The sequence below is a fragment of the Robinsoniella sp. RHS genome, from assembly GCF_001029355.1.
In the GTDB taxonomy this organism is placed as follows: domain Bacteria; phylum Bacillota; class Clostridia; order Lachnospirales; family Lachnospiraceae; genus Robinsoniella; species Robinsoniella peoriensis.
Genome location: NZ_JNGB01000001.1, coordinates 234,990 through 253,354, shown reverse-complemented (window position 1 = coordinate 253,354; position 18,365 = coordinate 234,990). Strand labels below are relative to the sequence as shown.

17 protein-coding genes are annotated in these 18,365 nt (G+C 39.3%); all 17 read left to right on the top strand.

Annotated elements, in window-relative coordinates:
* Positions 1-27: 27 nt before the first annotated feature.
* The 17 genes from RHS_RS29830 to RHS_RS01020 all read left to right on the top strand — a co-directional run bounded on the left by RHS_RS29830 (position 28) and on the right by RHS_RS01020 (position 18,346).
* Positions 28-366: a hypothetical protein gene (locus RHS_RS29830; RefSeq protein ID WP_395020931.1), complete on the top strand. Its 339-nt coding sequence runs from the start codon at positions 28-30 to the stop codon at positions 364-366.
* Positions 367-771: 405 nt separating this feature from the next.
* The gene (locus RHS_RS01090; RefSeq protein WP_395020929.1) at positions 772-3,666 is read left to right on the top strand and encodes a DUF3427 domain-containing protein; all 2,895 of its coding nucleotides are present in this window, start codon (positions 772-774) and stop codon (positions 3,664-3,666) included.
* Positions 3,667-3,688: 22 nt separating this feature from the next.
* Complete coding sequence (locus RHS_RS01085; protein ID WP_047832111.1) at positions 3,689-4,075, top strand: (deoxy)nucleoside triphosphate pyrophosphohydrolase; 387 nt, start codon at positions 3,689-3,691, stop codon at positions 4,073-4,075.
* A gap of 57 nt (positions 4,076-4,132) precedes the next feature.
* Positions 4,133-5,284: an HNH endonuclease domain-containing protein gene (locus RHS_RS01080; RefSeq protein WP_047832110.1), complete on the top strand. Its 1,152-nt coding sequence runs from the start codon at positions 4,133-4,135 to the stop codon at positions 5,282-5,284.
* A gap of 42 nt (positions 5,285-5,326) precedes the next feature.
* Positions 5,327-6,397, top strand: a complete 1,071-nt coding sequence (locus RHS_RS01075) for a tRNA-dihydrouridine synthase (RefSeq protein WP_047832109.1) — start codon at positions 5,327-5,329, stop codon at positions 6,395-6,397.
* A 263-nt stretch (positions 6,398-6,660) separates the two neighbouring features.
* The gene (locus tag RHS_RS29825) at positions 6,661-8,550 is read left to right on the top strand and encodes a sensor histidine kinase (RefSeq protein ID WP_395020926.1); all 1,890 of its coding nucleotides are present in this window, start codon (positions 6,661-6,663) and stop codon (positions 8,548-8,550) included.
* A gap of 218 nt (positions 8,551-8,768) precedes the next feature.
* Complete coding sequence (locus tag RHS_RS01065; protein ID WP_047832108.1) at positions 8,769-9,908, top strand: ATP-binding protein; 1,140 nt, start codon at positions 8,769-8,771, stop codon at positions 9,906-9,908.
* Positions 9,909-10,056: 148 nt separating this feature from the next.
* Positions 10,057-11,040 (top strand): pyridoxal-phosphate dependent enzyme, encoded by a 984-nt coding sequence (locus tag RHS_RS01060; RefSeq protein ID WP_047832107.1) that lies wholly within the window; start codon positions 10,057-10,059, stop codon positions 11,038-11,040.
* A gap of 133 nt (positions 11,041-11,173) precedes the next feature.
* Positions 11,174-11,650, top strand: coding sequence for a GNAT family N-acetyltransferase (locus tag RHS_RS01055; protein ID WP_044289408.1), 477 nt, complete (start codon positions 11,174-11,176; stop codon positions 11,648-11,650).
* A gap of 298 nt (positions 11,651-11,948) precedes the next feature.
* The gene (sufC, locus tag RHS_RS01050; RefSeq protein ID WP_047832106.1) at positions 11,949-12,713 is read left to right on the top strand and encodes a Fe-S cluster assembly ATPase SufC; all 765 of its coding nucleotides are present in this window, start codon (positions 11,949-11,951) and stop codon (positions 12,711-12,713) included.
* On the top strand, positions 12,710-14,116 hold the full coding sequence (gene sufB / locus RHS_RS01045) for a Fe-S cluster assembly protein SufB (protein ID WP_047832105.1): 1,407 nt from the start codon (positions 12,710-12,712) through the stop codon (positions 14,114-14,116). Before sufC ends, sufB begins: the two co-directional genes overlap by 4 nt.
* 15 nt (positions 14,117-14,131) lie before the next feature.
* Entirely contained in the window at positions 14,132-15,229 is a 1,098-nt protein-coding gene (locus RHS_RS01040; RefSeq protein WP_027294403.1) for a SufD family Fe-S cluster assembly protein, read from the top strand.
* The gene (locus RHS_RS01035) at positions 15,219-16,433 is read left to right on the top strand and encodes an aminotransferase class V-fold PLP-dependent enzyme (RefSeq protein ID WP_047832104.1); all 1,215 of its coding nucleotides are present in this window, start codon (positions 15,219-15,221) and stop codon (positions 16,431-16,433) included. The genes RHS_RS01040 and RHS_RS01035 overlap by 11 nt, the downstream gene beginning before the upstream one ends.
* Complete coding sequence (sufU, locus tag RHS_RS01030; RefSeq protein WP_047832103.1) at positions 16,423-16,842, top strand: Fe-S cluster assembly sulfur transfer protein SufU; 420 nt, start codon at positions 16,423-16,425, stop codon at positions 16,840-16,842. Before RHS_RS01035 ends, sufU begins: the two co-directional genes overlap by 11 nt.
* A 236-nt stretch (positions 16,843-17,078) precedes the next feature.
* Complete coding sequence (locus RHS_RS01025) at positions 17,079-17,411, top strand: MmcQ/YjbR family DNA-binding protein (RefSeq protein ID WP_044297459.1); 333 nt, start codon at positions 17,079-17,081, stop codon at positions 17,409-17,411.
* Positions 17,412-17,483: 72 nt separating this feature from the next.
* On the top strand, positions 17,484-17,630 hold the full coding sequence (locus RHS_RS29820) for a hypothetical protein (protein WP_176731142.1): 147 nt from the start codon (positions 17,484-17,486) through the stop codon (positions 17,628-17,630).
* 41 nt (positions 17,631-17,671) lie between these two features.
* Positions 17,672-18,346 (top strand): uracil-DNA glycosylase family protein, encoded by a 675-nt coding sequence (locus RHS_RS01020; RefSeq protein ID WP_395020921.1) that lies wholly within the window; start codon positions 17,672-17,674, stop codon positions 18,344-18,346.
* The last annotated feature ends 19 nt before the right edge of the window (positions 18,347-18,365 follow it).

Here is an 18,365-nt window from a genome sequence, read left to right as displayed (position 1 = left end):
AAGGTAAAATAAAAACAGTGGATTTTAGTGGAAGAACCCAAAGCATATACGTGGGATCCTGAGTCAAGAAAGTTTTATGAAAATCTGGAGATAAATACAGAAGTTAAAGATTCTTTCTATACAAGTGTGCATTATCTTATAAAATTGAACAATGGGAATAACTTGCGTTGTGAAATTCAGGTGAGAACGTTATTTGAAGAAATTTGGGGAGAGATAGATCATGCAATTAATTATCCACATCCCATAGATGGTGTGGCGTGTTCTGAACAATTGAAAGTTCTTTCTAAGCTTATTTCTACTGGTACTAGATTATCTGATTCTATATTTAAGTCATATAACGAATATATTTGTAGCAACGAGAAATAGGCAGGAAAAGCTGATGGGGTAAAGGGAAAACACTTTCGTTTCACTGTATGTGGAGACGGTTTGCCTTCTCGTGCGGAAAGGTGGAATTATGGGAAAATTGCGGATTGTTAAATAGAAATAGAGTTGTTTCTGAGGGAAGCGTGTTGGATAAGTTCTACTGAAAATGGGGAGGGAGTAACGCCGTGTGAGTTTAATATAAAATTTTTGCCAGTGTAAAATTAACCACGGGGCAAAACCCCTACTTTTTAGAAAAAGGGATTCTTCGTGTTAAACCATTACTTGGAAAAGCAGACAGAACTTAGTAGTAATTTGTAGTTATAGGGAGTGGATTATTAATATTAAGGATGTAGAAAGATAGTAAAAAATAAAAGAGATAAATATATTAGGATCTTAAGGAGTACGAGTATGAAGAATATGGCTGATCAAATCCTAGAAGCAGCTGGAACGAGTTTGATTGATATAAATTATGAATCTAAAGAATTTTTACGTCCTAAGCTTCTTTATAATGATACAAATAGAGGAAATACTGTTTTGGCTTGTATCGAAAGTGAGTTACAAAGATGTAGTTCTTTCTGGTTTTCAGTAGCATTTGTCACAAAAAGTGGCTTAATAGCAGTTAAGGAAACTTTGAAGGAAATTACAAATAGGGGGATAGTGGGGCAAATACTTACTACGGATTATTTGGCATTTAATGAACCAGATGCATTAAGGGATTTATTGAAATTTTCTAATATTGAAGTGCGGGTATATACACGAGAAATGTTTCATACTAAAGGATATATGTTTAAAAGTGACGAAAATCATGTATTTATTGTTGGCAGTTCAAATATGACACAAGGTGCTTTAAAGTCAAATAAAGAGTGGAATATAAAAATAACTTCTATGGAAAATGGTGAGTTGATAAAAGAAAGCAATGACGAGTTTACGAGGATGTGGAACGAAGCAGAAATATTATGTGAAGACTGGATCTTAAACTATGAAGAAATTTATCTTGAAAATAGAAAATTAAGGAGTCAACAAAAGGAAGAAAATATAAAATCGTCCGTTTTAAAGCCGAATAGTATGCAAATAGAGGCCACGAGATCATTAGCAAATCTTAGAGCCGAAAAGAAGAATAAGGCACTATTAATATCTGCAACTGGAACAGGAAAAACTTATTTAAGCGCTTTTGATGTTCGTAATGTAAAACCTCAAAAAATGTTATTTTTAGTACATAGAGAGCAGATATTGAAGCAAGCAATGGAAAGTTTTAAAAAAGTCTTAGGTTGGAATATTGATGCAGGGTTATTTACAGGAAATAGGCAGGATTATAATGCGGATTACTTATTTTCCACAGTACAAACTATGTCAAAAGAAACAAACCTTCAAAGATATGAGCCCGATTACTTTGAATATATAATTATTGATGAAACGCATAAAGCTGGTGCAGATAGTTATAGAAGAATAATGAATTATTTTAAACCAGCGTTTTTGCTAGGAATGACAGCGAGTCCTGAACGTACGGATGGTTTTGATATTTTTCAATTGTTTGACCACAATATCGCTTATGAAATTCGGTTGCAAAGAGCAATGGAAGAAAATTTATTATGTCCATTTCACTATTTTGGAATTACGGACCTTATAATAGATGGTCAAATAGTAGATGATAACACCGAATTTCGTTATTTAATATCTTCTGATCGTGTTGAAAATATTATTCGACAAATTAAGTTTTATGGTCACAGTGGGAGTCGGGTAAAGGGGTTAATATTCTGCAGTACCAATAAAGAAGCAATGGAATTATCTTATTTATTCAATGAAAGAGGTTATCATACCATTGCTCTATCCGGCCAAAATTCCCAAGAAGAACGTGAAGACGCGATTGAGCGATTAGAGCAGGCTGAATATGAGAATGCTTTAGATTATATTTTTACGGTTGATATTTTTAATGAGGGGGTAGATATACCAGAAGTAAATCAAATTGTAATGTTGAGACCTACCCAGTCGGCGATTATTTTTGTGCAGCAATTAGGGCGCGGACTTCGCAAGGCAAAAGAAAAAGAGTATGTTGTAATAATTGACTTTATTGGTAATTATCAAAAGAATTTTTTGATACCAATTGCTTTATCTGGAGATCGAACTTATAATAAAGACACATTAAGAAAATATATTGCTGAAGGGAATCGAGTGATACCAGGATGTTCCACAATTCATTTTGATGAAATTACCAGAAAGAGAATTTATGAATCAATAGATGTTGCGAATTTTAATGAAGTAAGGCTTATTAAAGAAAGTTACCAACATTTAAAGAATAAATTGGGCAGAATACCTAAAATGCAGGATTTTGATGACTATGGGGAAATGGATATTCTACGTATTTTTGATAATAACTCGTTAGGATCTTATTATAAATTCTTAGTTAAATATGAAAAAGAATATAATATACGGTTTTCCGAGCAACAAGAAAAATTCATAGAGTTTATTTCTAAAAAATTTGCTTCAGGAAAAAGAGTACATGAGTTAGAGGTAATAAAGAGGTTACTATTATATAAACAGGGATTATTTGGATATTTAAAGAAAAAATTAAAAAATGATTATGAGATTGATGTAACGGAACAAACAAAAGAAAACTTAAAAAATATTTTGACTAATAAGTTTGTGGCAGGAACAGGTAAAGTTACATATAAAGATTGTATTTTTATTGAAGAAGACGGATATGATTATAAAGTAAGTAAGAAATTTCATGATTTAATACAAGATCGAGAATTCAATTTAATGATAAACGAGATAATAGAATTCGGATTAAATCGATATCACAAGAATTATTCGAAACGCTATATGGATACAGAATTTCAATTGTATCAGAAATATACTTATGATGATGTATGCCGGCTGTTAGAGTGGGAAAAAGGAGATGTGGCGTTAAATATAGGCGGATACAAATATGATAAAAAAACAAAAACTTATCCTGTATTTATAAATTATGATAAATCAGAAGGAATTCAAGATACAATTAGGTATGAGGATCGATTGATCGATCCTTCCAATTTAATTGCAATTTCAAAATCAGGTAGAAATCTATTATCCGATGATGTCTACACTGCTTTACATGCAGAAGAGCTAGGGGTGCAAATGGAACTGTTCGTTCGAAAGAATAAAGATGATAAAATTTCTAAGGAATTTTACTATTTAGGCAAAATAAGCGCAACAGGTGAGGCTCAAGAGTTTACTATGCCAAATACATCTAAAAAAGCAGTAGAAATACATTATAAATTGCTTACGCCTGTGAGGGATGATCTTTTCGAGTATATTGTAAGTTAAAGATGTTTAGGAGGATAACTTTATGAAGACAATCGAGGTAGTAGCCGCTATCATACAAAACGGTGATAAAATTCTGGCAACCCAACGCGGTTATGGAGATTTTAAAGATGGCTGGGAATTTCCAGGTGGAAAGGTAGAAAATGGAGAGTCTCTAGAAAATGCAATTATAAGAGAAATAAAAGAAGAATTAGATGCGGAGATAAAGGTAAACCATTTTTTGCACACAGTAGAATATGATTATCCCCAATTCCATTTAACCATGCATTGCTTTATTTGTGAACTAATAAAGGGAGAATTCACCTTATTAGAGCACGAAGCCGCCAGATGGTTAACCAAAGAAGAATTAGATAAAGTAAACTGGCTTCCAGCAGATGTTGAAATTGTTCATATATTAAAAAGAAACATGTAATTAAAGTATTTGTGTTATATCTTTATAGTTTAATTTACAAAGAAAGGAGGGGTAATAATGCCCAATCCGCCCATCCATCAAATCCTCCCAGTATCTACAACCGTGGAATCCGGCTACTTGGAAAGTATGCTGTATAAGTTCTCTTCCAGTTACAAAATTTATTGGTTCAAAGGAATTTTCACAGAAATACGAAAAGGTGAAAGAATTCTGGAATACAAAAGACTTGTAGCCAGAATGATAGCTGCGGCATGGTATCCTGTAGTGTATTTTAATTTAAGTCTTGGGCATTCAGATAAATTGGCAGATGCTATTTGGTATATTCACAGAGAATTAAAGGTTCCCAGAGAAGAGCAGGAAGAAAAGATCGTAGAGTTTGTTTATTGTAGTGAAGATAAGCTTTTATTAAAAAAAGTAAAAGACTTTACCAATATGGTACCTTATAGATTAATCCGGCCATTTTATCAACGGGAAATTGAATTTGAAAAGAAAACGGATCATACTTTCAAAGATAAAGATGTAAACGGACTGATTGAAAAGTATAATAAGAATGATCACAATCATGCCTTATACGTAATGGATCGAATAAATGGAACCCTTACGGTTTCGAAAAGTTGGTCTGATTATATCAAGACCAATGCAGCAGTGATAGAAGGGTGGATGCATTACAAATTAATTGAGTATATTCAGGCACGCAATTTGAATGTTCCTGCAATTCCGTTTAAAATATTTCCACCTATACAAAGGAAATTGTCTGAAGCGTCAAAATATTGGGAACTGGTACAGGAGAGAGAACATTTACCGGACTTATACACTGGGCAGCCATTTACGAAAGAAAATAAGGAACGGTTTGGAATGGTTAGCATCGACCATTTTATACCCTGGAGCTTTGTTTTACATAATGAAATATGGAATTTATATCCGGCGTTTAAAAATGTAAACAGTCAGAAGGGAAATAAATTGCCGGACTTGGACCGGTATCTTAATGGCTTTTGTCAGTATCAGTTTCAGGCCTTTCTAGCTGCAAAGAAGATACCGCAGATCAACAAAAAGACTATGGATCAGTTTCTTACAATCAACCGTGATATACGCCACATCGATAATTGCGCAAGGGGACGTGATGCCTTTGTCACATCCCTTAGACAAACAATCGAACCCCTGTATCAGATTGCCAATAACCAGGGCTATGGAATCTGGTGGTACGAGCAGTGACGCATTTATCTCAGTAATTAAAATGAAAGCAGAGGTATCAAGATGGATCAATTATTCCAGCCATTTCATATAAAAAATCTCAAAATTAAAAATCGTATCTGTTTTCCACCTGTAGTATGTTACAGTGCAGGGCGGGAAGATGGTTCTGTTACAGAGCAGCACATTGAACATTACAGGAATATAGCAAAAGGAGGGACTGGCTTAATTATTCAGGAAGCAACCTGCGTAGATGAATTAGGCCGTCTGTCCAGGCGACAGCTTGGTATCTGGAAAGATAGTCAGATAGAAGGGCTTTCTGCCATTGTTCAGGCTGTACATCAGGAAAACTGTCCAATATTTATACAGATACATCATGCAGGTGTTGCAGGTGTGGAAAAGGAGCTTTTGTGCCCTAGCAATTATCGCTTTCAGAAAAACGGGGGCGAAAACGCTGGAAGAGAAATGACGTTGGAGGAAATACATAAGACCCAGCAAGCGTTTGTGGATGCTGCAGTCCGCGCTTACAAAGCGGGATATGACGGAGTGGAATTACATGGCTGCCACCAATATCTGATGTGTGAGTTTTTTAATTGCAGGGTAAATAGAAGAAAAGATGAGTATGGAAGGTATCCCCAGAAATTTGCGGTTGAGATTTTAAGAGCTATTAAAGATAAAGTCCCTTCAGATTTTGTGGTGGGTATTCGTTTGGGAGGATTTGAGCCTGATTTGGAGGCATCACTGAGATTTGCAAAAATACTGGAAGAGGAAGGCATTGACTTTCTGGATATTTCTTATGGATTCTCTGGTGAAGATGAACCGGCTGCACCAGAAGAATTTCCTTTTCAGCCATGCATTTATGCGGCTCAGGAGATTAAAAGGGCGGTATCAGTACCGGTATTTGCAGTTAACAGTATTATGAGCCCGAAAATGGCAAAAGACGTACTTCAGAAAACCAATGTAGATATAGTAGATATTGCGCGGGGAATCATGGTAAACCCAAACTGGGCAAAAGATGCACTTGAGGGTCGAAATCCTGGTAAATGTCTGCATTGCAAAGAGTGTACCTGGAGCAGGGAAATGGAGACGTGTAAAGGAAGGATATTGCTTAAAAGGCAGAGGGAAATTGTTCAATAGAATTGTTTGTTACGGATGCCTTTTGTTTAGTAGAAATCTTTATCCATAAAGTTTTTCCTCTAATATAATTGTTGGGCGGTTGGGGGCTGGCTGTCCAGCGTAATAGAGTCAACTTCGGAAGAGAACAATTTACGAGTAACACTCACTTTTAACAAGTTCTGTAGTATGCGTGATTTATAAGAAGAGAATAACACATAAAAGGAAATGCGGGAGACTTTGAAGGGGTTTTACTCTATCGATGGCTTTCGCTGAAGGACGGATTGATGAAAAGGAAAGCACTTTTTTGGAGTACGCTGATTGTAATTGTTATATTTTTTCTACTTTATTTGTATAGTTTTACAACTACTAATGCCAGCAATTTGTATTTAACCGTTGACTATGAAAATAACAATGGATGGGAAATCTCAGGTGTTGAAAACGGAGAAGAAAAATCTTTAACTGCCACTCAGGCAATAGACTATACAAAAACAGTTTTTTTACGAAGAACGATATTAGAAAACTGGGCATCGTACAGCAAAATATATATTGATACTGGCAGAGCCGTTTTAGTTTTTGTAGATGAAAGTTTAGTGTTTAGTAACTATCAAACGGATTTATCCGTACCGGGAGAATTGCCACGGATGCAAAAGCCTCAAAATCAACCTTTTTCTTTAGTATTTTCATTTAATCCCTCATGGGTGGGTAAAACCATTACTGTAGTAACGAGGGTGTATGACAATGAGCCATATGGATCTATTGGTTTTGAGCTGGTGAGTGATGATGTTCTTTTGTTTCAGCATGAAGCATGGGTAAATCAACATGCTTTGCCCGGTGCCATTTATGGAATCATTTCGGTGCTGTTGTTTGGCTTGTTTTTGTTTCAGCTTTCAACCTCGAAAAAAGGGTTTCCTATTTTATTACTCGTTTTTGCCTCCTTGCTGCAAATGTTTTGCTATATGAGTGTCTTAAATGAAAACCCCTTGCCGATGATAGATAGTGGCCTGGCGACGGCATTTTATTTTTTGTTTCCCCTCTTATATTTGGGAACTAAAATGACAAATTTAAGAAAAATGTATTTTATTACGATTCTTTCTGTCTGGAGTATTTATTTTATCCTCTATACAGCCACATTTGTATTACATTTGCCCTTGCCATATTGGTTTGATAAAGTAGAATTGTTTTGCTTTATACTCCTTGGGATTATGTTGTATTATTGTTTAAAAGAGCGGCGGACAAATACTTTTTTACGATACTTTTTGTCATTGCTTGTTGTGTTTTTGGCAGGGTATACGATGTTGTTTTTCGCCTCGGCAGCGCTTAATAAGCCTCTAAATCAGTACATGATTATCATATTTAAAGAAGCATTTCGTTTATACTGCAGACCACTTTTGTTTTGGGTGTTTACCACGATATTGTTTGCGCTGTTTATTCTTGCAGTGTGGGAAGTTTTGCAGGATAGAATTTGGGTAGCAAAACAGTTAGAACGTATGAAAAGTGAACAAGCTATGCTAGATTTACAAATAGAAGCCGCGAAGGAGCAATTGAATGCCTTGCGTACCGCCAATGAGCAGACAGTCATCTACCGCCATGATATGCGCCACCATTTATCACTGCTTTCTGGTTTTGCCATGGATGGCGATATTCAAAAAATAAAGGAGTACCTTGTGGCAGCTGAGTCTGATATTAACGCAGTAACCCCTGTGCGTTACAGTGAAAATGAAACTGTGAATTTAATTTTATCCTCCTTTGACGCTAAAGCGAATAAAGTGGGTGTATCCCTGTATGCGAAGGTTCAGCTGCCTGCAGTGCTTGAGGTCAACGATACAGAGATTTGTTCATTACTCTCCAATGGACTGGAAAATGCCATTACTGCCGCTGCAAAGATGCAGGATGAAACGCTGCGTAAAGTAGATATCCGTGTCTTTGTCAAAGATGGAAAGCTCCTGATTTCCATCAAGAATGCCTATGCGGGTACCCTTGAAATGGAGGGTAAGTTCCCTAAAACACAAAATAGGGAAGAAGGTCATGGCTTTGGTATCAAAAGTATGATTGCCATTGTAGAACGGTATGGTGGATTGCACTCTTTTAAAACTGTAGATGGGGTTTTTGTCATTCAACTTGTACTGCCGATCATACAGCGGTCAAAAGTCAGCCTTGCTGTCAATGAACCTTAAACAGTAAAATATTGTTTGGAAAAATAAAGGGTGATCTTTCCCATAGCCTGTCTTCATACAGACAGGTTACAAATTGACAACCACCCCCAGGAAGTGTATAATATGTTATCCTAGTATTTTAATAGGAAATAACAATATAAATAAACGGCCTTTTATCACTTTGCTTAAAATGTTAACCATGAAGCAATGATAAATTGGAACGGTTAAGGATGAGCATAATGGAATCTATAAATATTGAAGAGTTAGAATTAGTAAATCAAAATGAACGTATAATTATTGATATAAGAAACAGAGAAGATTATGAAAAAGAAACCATGCCGGGGGCGATCAACATTCCGCTGGACGAATTTGATGCCTCTCTTTTAGATATCAATCAGGCAAAAATGGTTTATGTTCTTTGCCATACCGGAGAACGCAGCAGAGATGTGGTGGATACATTGCAGCTTGCAGGCTATCAGGCATTTAATATAGAAGGCGGCTACCGCTCTTACCTTCGCCTGAATTTAAGCAGACTAGTTCAAAAAGATGATGAGATAAAAGAGCGCAGGTCAGATATTGAGCGAAGTATCATAAAGAAATATAAGAAAACCGTATGGAGACAGTTCACCAAAGGAATCAATGAATATGAAATGATTCAGGACGGTGATAAGATAGCGGTCTGTATTTCGGGTGGTAAGGATTCCATGCTGCTGGCAAAGCTTATGCAGGAATTGAAAAAGCATGGCAGGAATAATTTTGAGGTTGAATTCCTGGTGATGAATCCCGGATATAATGAAGAGAATTGGACGATTATTGAGAATAATGCTAAGCTGCTGGGGATTCCGATTAAGGTGTTTCATACCGAGATTTTTGACATTGTAGCAGGTGTGGATGACAGTCCCTGTTATTTATGTGCACGTATGAGAAGGGGCTATCTGTATTCGAAAGCAAAGGAGCTTGGGTGTAATAAAATTGCTTTGGGACATCACTATGATGATGTGATTGAAACGATATTGATGGGGATGATGTACAATGGGCAGATTGAGACTATGATGCCAAAACTGCATAGCGCTAATTTTGAAGGAATGGAGTTAATTCGTCCTTTATATCTGGTAAAAGAGGCAGCGATCAAGGCATGGCGTGATACAAATGATTTGCATTTTATTCAATGCGCCTGCAGATTTACGGAAAATTGTGCAAGCTGTGGTGGAGCAAAAGGGTCAAAACGGGATGAGATGAAAGAACTTATTCAACAGTTCAGAAAGAAAGATGAAATCATCGAAAAAAATATTTTCCGCAGTGTAGAAAATGTAAATCTTGCAAAAGTGATAGGATACAAAAAAGATAAAAAGAAATACAATTTCCTTGAAAACTATTAAATGAAATGCCTTTACAGGTCCCCGCACAGCATTCGCAATGCAATTTTCCATAATGAGGCTTTTATGACGGATTTTGGTTAGGAGTTATCATTCTATTCCCTGACAGACAGGCATATGATAAACAAATCGTATTTGGAGGTCAGTCAGAATGAGAAAACCGGACAGACTTGAGCTCGCCAATTTACCAACGCCAATATGGTCTCTTGATGGGATGGACTACTGCAGGGAAAATGCCAGACTTTTTATGAAAAGGGATGATTTTACCGGATTTGAGATGGGTGGAAATAAAGTACGTAAGCTGGAATATGCATTAAAACAAGGGATGGATCAGGGGGCAGAGGTATTTATCACCTGCGGAGGGATCCAATCAAACCATGTCAGGGCAGTTGCATCGGCAGCAGCATTGTTTTCCAGAAAGGCGCATCTGGTTTTGAGTGGCAGTGATATGCACCCGGATGGAAATTATTTTCTGGATCTGCTTTTTGGTGCCAACGTGCAGTTTGTTTCAGAGGAGGATTATAAATACCGCAGACAGCAGCTTATGGAGGAGATCAGGGCTTCTTATACCCGAAGAGGGATTCAGGCATATATTCTTCCGGAAGGAGCTTCAAACGGAATCGGATTTTTTGGGTACTATCAGGCATATGAAGAAATTATGATGCAGGAACGTCTTTTACGGGAGCCGTTTGACACGATTTGTGTGGCGGTTGGGTCGGGAGGAACATACGCCGGGCTTTATGCGGCAAATGAGATGTATGGATGCCGGAAACGGATTGTGGGATTCAATATCTATGATAAGAATGCAGATGCAGAAATGCAGATAGCCGGAATTATTGAAGAGGGGCTGCGTGTAGGTGGGTGCCGTAACCGGATAAGTTACGACCGCATTCATATAGTGTATGATTATGTGGGAGAAGGTTATGGGATAACCTCATCTCAGGTGATGGATTTTATCCATAAAACGGCGCTTCAGACAGGCATCCTGCTGGATCCTGTGTATACCGGAAAAGCCCTGTACGGGGTGGTCTCCGAGTTATATAAACGAAATCCGCTTTTGACAGGAAATGTGCTCTTCATACATACCGGTGGCCAATTTGGCATATTTCCGCAAAAAAACAGATTTTGTTTATAACTTTACTTATAAAACACTAAAAATACCGGAATAATTTGGAAGATTTCAAACGTTACCAGGCTGATTCGGTTGTCCAAAGGACAGGGCAGGTGTTATAATACAGTACAGCTTGAGCTATTAAGGGGGTATAAGTATGATTATCAGAAAGCTTAAACCGAAGGAAAATAATATTTTGGAAGAGATGTTATATAATGCAATCTATCAGCCGGACCAGGAACCAAAGCTGCCCAGAGAGGTTATCTATCAACCTGACTTATACCACTACATAGAGAATTTTGGAAAAAAGGATGATCGATGCCTGGTTGCAGAGACAGAAGGGAAGATTGTCGGGGCAGTATGGACCAGAATTTTAGCAGGAGCGGATCCGGGTTATGGAAATGTTGATGCAGTTACCCCGGAGTTTGCAATTTCCGTAAATAAAAGTTACAGAGGTCAGGGAATCGGAACCCGGCTGATGGAAGAGATGATACAGTTGTTGAGGGAAGATGGTTATGCTCAGGCATCCTTAAGCGTAGACAAAGATAATTATGCTTTGAAGATGTATGAAAAAACGGGATTTCAAATAATAGAAGAAAAAGAAGAAGATTATTTAATGTTATTGAAACTTTAACCAGGTCACAAAACTTAATAAGAATGAGAATAGAAGAACAGAGAATAAAGTACAGGGAATAAAAAATAAAGATTAGCAAATAGAGAATAGAAGAACAGAGAGCAGTGTATAAAAAACAGAGAACAGACAGCGGGGATTCCATATACCTCAGCTTCTGTTCTCTATTTTTGTCCACGATCTTTAAATTTTTAGAAGTTGCCTATTGCTAATTTTAAAGAAGGGGATTATAATGTAAGTAAATTAATTCCCAGTAAAATACTCGGAATTAAAATATACACAAATACAGGAGGTTTTTAAAATGTCTAAAGAGTTACTACAAATAAATGATTTATCCGTAAGTATAGATAACGGTCTGATTTTACAGCATGTGGACCTGAAAATGAAAAAGGGGGAAACACATGTCTTAATGGGCCCAAACGGCGCCGGAAAATCCACTCTGGGAAATATCCTGATGGGGAATCCACAGTATCAGGTTGACCAGGGTTCCATCTTATTTGAAGGAAGGGACATTACAGAGGAATCCACAGATAAGCGGGCAAAGATGGGAATGTTTCTTTCTTTCCAGAATCCGCTGGAGGTTCCTGGAATTTCACTTCAGAGTTTTATCCGCAATGCCATTCATCAGCAGACCGGGGAGAAGTTAAAGCTGTTATCCTTTCAGCGTTCTATGAATAAAGCTATGGAATTGCTCCAGATGGATCCTTCCTATGCCGAAAGAGATCTGAATGTAGGATTTTCCGGCGGAGAGAAGAAAAAATCGGAGATCTTACAAATGCTGATGTTAAAGCCCAAACTGGCAATCTTAGATGAAACGGACTCCGGACTTGATGTGGATGCGGTCCGGACTGTATCTAAAGGGATAGAGGAATACCAGAAGCAGAAGGATGGTGCACTTTTGATTATTACCCATAGTACGAAAATTCTGGAATATCTGCATGTGGATTATACCCATGTTATGTTGAAAGGTAGACTTGTGAAAATGGGCGGACCAGAACTGGTAGAAAAAATTAATAAGCATGGATTTGAACAGTTCTATGAGGAGATGGGAGATGAGCCAGCATGAAAGAAAAGACCTATGTAGACGATATCGACAGAAGTATATATGATGTAAAAGATGATGAAAAGGACTTTTACCGGGTACGGGAAGGTCTGACACCGGAAATTGTGGAGCAGATATCAAGAGAGAAGAAAGATCCTGCATGGATGGAGTTGTTCCGCCTGCGCTCTCTTCAGATCTATAACCAGATGGAAGTGCCCCAGTGGGGACCTGCACTGGATGGCTTACATATGGATCAGATTGTTACCTATGTAAGGCCTAATACTGCTATGAGCGGTAAATGGTCTGATGTTCCTAAGGAGATTAAAGAGACCTTTGAAAGACTGGGGATTCCAAAAGCGGAGCGGAAATCCCTTGCAGGAGTGGGAGCCCAGTATGATTCAGAACTGGTCTATCATAATGTGAGACAGGAAGTGCTGGAACAGGGCGTAATCTATACGGATATGGAAAGTGCGCTGAAAGGTGAATACGCAGATATGGTGAGAAGGCATTTTATGAAGCTGGTAACACCGAGGGACCATAAATTTGCAGCGCTCCATGGAGCAGTGTGGTCAGGGGGATCCTTTGTTTATGTTCCGCCGGGCGTATCCGTAACCATACCGCTGCAGTCCTATTTCCGTTTAAATGCACCGGGTGCCGGACAATTTGAACATACACTGATTATTGTGGATGAGGGCGCAGACCTGCATTTTATCGAAGGCTGTTCTGCACCGAAATACAATATAGCAAATTTACATGCAGGCTGTGTGGAGTTATTTGTAAAGAAGAACGCTAAGCTTCGCTACTCTACTATTGAAAACTGGTCAAAGAATATGTTTAATCTGAATACCAAACGTGCCATGGTAGAAGAAGGCGGAACCATTGAATGGATTTCCGGTTCTTTTGGCTCACACGTATCTTACCTGTATCCTATGAGCATTCTGAATGGTGAAGGGGCAAGGGCAGAATTCACAGGGATTACCTTCGCGGGAAATGGACAGAACCTGGATACAGGAGCTAAAATGGTGCATAAAGCGCCCCATACATCTTCTGTTATCAATACCAAATCAATTTCTAAATCGGGCGGAAACAGCACTTACCGCAGTTCTGTAACGGTGACGAAAGAAGCAAAGCACAGCAAAGCCTCGGTATCCTGCCAGTCTCTGATGCTGGACAGCGAGTCCAGGTCAGATACTATACCGGCAATGGATATCCGGACTTCGGATGCGGATATCGGACATGAAGCAAGAATTGGCCGGATCAGTGATGAAGCTGTATTTTACCTTATGTCCCGAGGTATCAGCGAAGAAGAAGCAAAAGCAATGATTGTCAGTGGTTTTGCCAATCCGGTATCCAAGGAACTTCCACTGGAATATGCAGTGGAAATGAATAATCTGATCCGCCTTGAGATGAGCGGATGTATCGGATAGAACGGAGGATTAAAAATGCAGATAGTATGTAATAAAAAGGTGAACAGACTTCCGGTTCCCACCTGGAACTGGTTAAAAATAAATGATAGTCAAATGGATTTCAACATCGATGCGGTACAGAAAAAAATGGAGTGCAGTTTTGAGATTCCAGCTGGAATACGTGTTATGGAAACAGAGGAGCTGCAGCGTTTCATGCCTGCTATGGAAGGCATAGAAACAGGAATGGGTGAGGAAACCGGTGAATTTCTTCAGGAGATGCAGACAGAGATTACGGGGTATCTGGCTGAAAAGGAATGTCGGGTGGCGGAACCCCTGTTTTTACATTATACCAGCCAGGATCATGGCGCAGCTTTTGAAGATCAGCTGATATATGCCCGGGAAGGCAGCGAAATGACGATTATTATGGATTACCATTCCCGAAGTGACAGCGAAGCACTGTTTGGGATTCGTACCAGGATTTATGCGGAGAAAAATGCGGTAGTGCGGATCATTAAGCTGCAGCTTCTGGGGCGGGAAGTTATACATTTCGATGATATGGGAGCCGTTTGTGAGGAACAGGCAAGGGTTGAGGTAGTTCAACTGGAGATCGGAGGAAACAGGGGATGGTCAGGCTGCCATACCCGGCTAAAGGGATATAAAAGCAGTTTTGAAAGCGGAACCGGATATCTTTGCAGAGCGCAGCAAAAGCTGGATATGAATTATGTGGCAGTGCATGAAGGAAAGAAGACCGAAAGCCGAATGGAGGTAAAAGGAGCACTGCTAGACCAGGCAGAAAAGGTGTTCCGGGGTACGATTGATTTTAGAAGTGGTGCAAAAGGCAGTGCAGGTGAAGAGCAGGAAGAGACTTTGCTATTTGGCAGGGACGTAGTTAATAAGACAATTCCCCTGATCCTGTGCCAGGAAGAAGAGGTTGATGGAAATCATGGGGCAACCATAGGGAAAATTGATGAATCACTTCTATTTTATATGCAGACCAGAGGAATTACGGAAGATGAGGCTAAGGAAATGATTATTCGTGCCGGTATAGATGCAATCTGCCGCCGGATACCCGATGAAGCTTCCGTGAAAAAGGTTCAGTCCTATATAGAGGAGGTGTTTCAATATGAAACATAATTACAGAGAAGATTTCCCTATCCTGCAAAACAGGGAACTGATTTATCTGGACAGTGCAGCAACTTCTCAAAAGCCCCGTCAGGTAATGGATGCGATGACCCGTTTTTATGAAGCAGAGAATGCGAATCCAATGCGGGGACTGTATGGACTTAGCATACGGGCGACGGAGACCTATGAAAGGGCCAGGCATACGATAAAAGAATTTATCGGTGCCAGGCATGACTGTGAAATAATATTCACCAGAAATACAACAGAATCCATTAATCTGGCGGCATACAGCTATGGGCTCTCTAATATAACGAAAGGAGATGAGATCGTGGTGACCATTATGGAACACCACAGTAATCTCCTTCCATGGCAGATGGTGGCTAAGCAGACCGGTGCGAAACTGATTTATCTGTATTGCAGCGAGAATGGAAGTATCCCCTGGTCTGAGGTGCAAACTAAAATCGGCAGCCGCACAAAACTAGTGGGGATTGCCCATGTATCGAATGTAATCGGATGTACGAACCCAGTGAGGGAAATTATCGCATATGCACATAAAATGGGTGCCGTTGTATTAGTGGACGGTGCCCAGGCAGTTCCTCACATGGCAGTAGATGTACAGGATCTGGATGCTGATTTCTACGCTTTTTCCGGGCATAAATTACTGGGGCCCATGGGGATCGGTGTACTGTATGGCAAAAAGCAGTTGTTAGAAGAAATGCCTCCATTTTTGACCGGTGGTGAGATGATCGATACGGTTAGCCAGCAGGATGCTTCATTTGCACCGCTTCCCCATAAGTTTGAAGCCGGAACGGTAAATGCACAGGGAGCAGCAGGATTAGAGGCAGCGGTCTGTTATCTGAAGGAAGTGGGATATAAGGAAATTCAAAAACGGGAAGAGATTTTAGTAGAAAGAGCAATGGAAGGAATCCGTAGAATTCCCCATGTGCATCTCATCGGTTCCGGAAATCCAAAGGAACATAGCGGTATTCTGACATTTACCATAGACGGCGTACATCCTCATGACATAGCGTCTATAATGGATTCTGCACATATTGCAATTCGGGCAGGGCACCACTGTGCAGAACCGCTGATGAAATTCCTAAATGTGAATGCCACGGCGAGAGCCAGCGTATACTTTTACAATACGGAAGAAGAAATCGATATTTTTCTGGAAAATTTAAGACAGGTAAGGAGGTGGCTTGGATATGGGGCTTAGAGAATTATATACCGAAATTTTAAATGAACATAATCTGCATCCAACCCATAAAGAAGAGATGGAACACCCTACAAAGGTATTAAGAGGTGTGAATCCAAGCTGTGGGGACGACATCCTATTGCAATTAAAAATCGAAGATGGTGTAATTACAGACGGGACTTTTACCGGAACAGGATGTGCCATTTCCCAGGCATCCGCAGATATGATGCTGGATTTAATCATAGGAAGAGAAGAGCAGGAAGCCCTGGAACTGGCGGAGTTGTTTGGGAAAATGATAAAAGGAGAAGCAAAGGAAGAAGAGCTGGAGGTATTGGAGGAAGCTGCGGCGCTGAAAGATATTTCCCATATGCCGGCACGTGTAAAGTGTGCGGTACTTGGATGGCATACTATGGAAGAAATGATTTCCTAGTCGGACAGTATCAGATATATCAACGGTGTACCAGATTACTTGTCTCTCGTGTCATTCGCCGAATGAACATGCAAGCATTCCGCTTGGTTGTCCGGGGAAATAAAGTATTTGAAATATTTGTCAAAATGTGCGAAAATAGGATTGTCAGAAAAGGCAGGAAGAATATCTGATACTTGAGCTTGTCTGTAAACAATTCTAACAGGCTTTAGAACAGATACGCGATCTAAAGGAGAAAAATGGAGACAAGAGAAGAGGTTATCCGGTTTTGCCAGACATTTCCCGGTGTCTATGAAGATTATCCATTTCATGATGATAACTGGACTGTTATGAGGTGTGGAAAAAATAAAAGAAGTTTTGCATACATCTATGAGAGAAACCAGCGAATCTGGGTAAATATTAAATGCAGTCCTGAATGGGTTACATTCTGGCAAAATGCATTTCCATCCGTAGTGCCGGCATATCATATGAATAAAAAGCATTGGAATTCACTGATTCTGGATGGAACGATACCTGATAAGGAAATCAAAAGGATGCTGGCTGAAAGCTATGACCTGGTAAAAGACAGGTAACGGACTATTATTTTTCTAAAATATCTGAATAAATATGCTTCACTTCAGCCATAGTAATACTGAGGTGATGATATGAATAAAAAAGAGTTGGAACATCAGAATAAAAAGAAGAATCTGGAAGAATTCAACAGTGTAACCCAGAAGGTGAAACCAGAAAATCAAAATCAGACTCACAATGTAAGAGAAGAAGCAGTAAATCCAAAAATCAGGCAGGTATAAGCACCCGAAAGGGTGCTTTTATCAGGAAAGGGGTGGGAGACATGACGGATCATAAAGGCCGGATATCAGATAATAAATGCTGTACAGCAGATCATAAAAGCCAGATATCAGATCATAAAAGCCGAATTTTCAGAGAAAAAAAATACCGGGAACTTCGCAGACAGATACGGGAATGCCGTGCCTGTGAGGAATTGTTTGGTTATGAACCCCGTCCTATCCTGTTTGGAAATGCAGATGCCAGAATCATGCAGATCAGCCAGGCTCCGTCCAGGCGGGTTCATGAAACGGGTAAGCCTTTTAACGATGCCAGCGGACAGAAGCTGCGTCATGATTGGTATGACATTACGGATGAAGAATTTTATAATCCGGACTTCTTTTATATTGTTTCAGTTGCCCACTGTTTCCCAGGAAAAGCTTCTGGAGGAGGAGACAGGAAGCCTCCGAAGGTATGTGCCGGAAAGTGGCTTTTGCAGGAAATGGAACTGGTCAATAATGAGATCTATATCCTGGTTGGCAAATATGCAGCGGACTTTTTCTTCCCTAAAAGCAATTTCACGGATTTGATTTTTGAGGATCAGAGGCTGAATGGGAAACCGGCATACGTTCTCCCCCATCCATCTCCACTGAATGTAAAATGGTTTTTAGACCATCCTGCATTTGAAGAAAAAAGAATAAAAGAAATACGTTATGAGATTCACCGGATTTTAAATAAGTAATCAGAAAATGAGGCATAAA

Bases quoted from the DNA above. Each gene is read 5' to 3' on its own strand.
- sufB (WP_047832105.1), top strand. From the start codon at position 12,710: ATGAAAGAAAAGACCTATGTAGACGATATCGACAGAAGTATATATGAT.
- RHS_RS01020 (WP_395020921.1), top strand. From the start codon at position 17,672: ATGACGGATCATAAAGGCCGGATATCAGATAATAAATGCTGTACAGCA.
- RHS_RS01025 (WP_044297459.1), top strand. From the start codon at position 17,079: ATGGAGACAAGAGAAGAGGTTATCCGGTTTTGCCAGACATTTCCCGGT.
- RHS_RS01075 (WP_047832109.1), top strand. From the start codon at position 5,327: ATGGATCAATTATTCCAGCCATTTCATATAAAAAATCTCAAAATTAAA.
- RHS_RS29825 (WP_395020926.1), top strand. From the start codon at position 6,661: ATGAAAAGGAAAGCACTTTTTTGGAGTACGCTGATTGTAATTGTTATA.
- RHS_RS01040 (WP_027294403.1), top strand. From the start codon at position 14,132: ATGCAGATAGTATGTAATAAAAAGGTGAACAGACTTCCGGTTCCCACC.
- RHS_RS01055 (WP_044289408.1), top strand. From the start codon at position 11,174: ATGATTATCAGAAAGCTTAAACCGAAGGAAAATAATATTTTGGAAGAG.
- RHS_RS01085 (WP_047832111.1), top strand. From the start codon at position 3,689: ATGAAGACAATCGAGGTAGTAGCCGCTATCATACAAAACGGTGATAAA.
- RHS_RS01090 (WP_395020929.1), top strand. From the start codon at position 772: ATGAAGAATATGGCTGATCAAATCCTAGAAGCAGCTGGAACGAGTTTG.
- sufU (WP_047832103.1), top strand. From the start codon at position 16,423: ATGGGGCTTAGAGAATTATATACCGAAATTTTAAATGAACATAATCTG.
- RHS_RS01065 (WP_047832108.1), top strand. From the start codon at position 8,769: ATGGAATCTATAAATATTGAAGAGTTAGAATTAGTAAATCAAAATGAA.
- RHS_RS01060 (WP_047832107.1), top strand. From the start codon at position 10,057: ATGAGAAAACCGGACAGACTTGAGCTCGCCAATTTACCAACGCCAATA.
- RHS_RS01080 (WP_047832110.1), top strand. From the start codon at position 4,133: ATGCCCAATCCGCCCATCCATCAAATCCTCCCAGTATCTACAACCGTG.
- sufC (WP_047832106.1), top strand. From the start codon at position 11,949: ATGTCTAAAGAGTTACTACAAATAAATGATTTATCCGTAAGTATAGAT.
- RHS_RS29820 (WP_176731142.1), top strand. From the start codon at position 17,484: ATGAATAAAAAAGAGTTGGAACATCAGAATAAAAAGAAGAATCTGGAA.
- RHS_RS01035 (WP_047832104.1), top strand. From the start codon at position 15,219: ATGAAACATAATTACAGAGAAGATTTCCCTATCCTGCAAAACAGGGAA.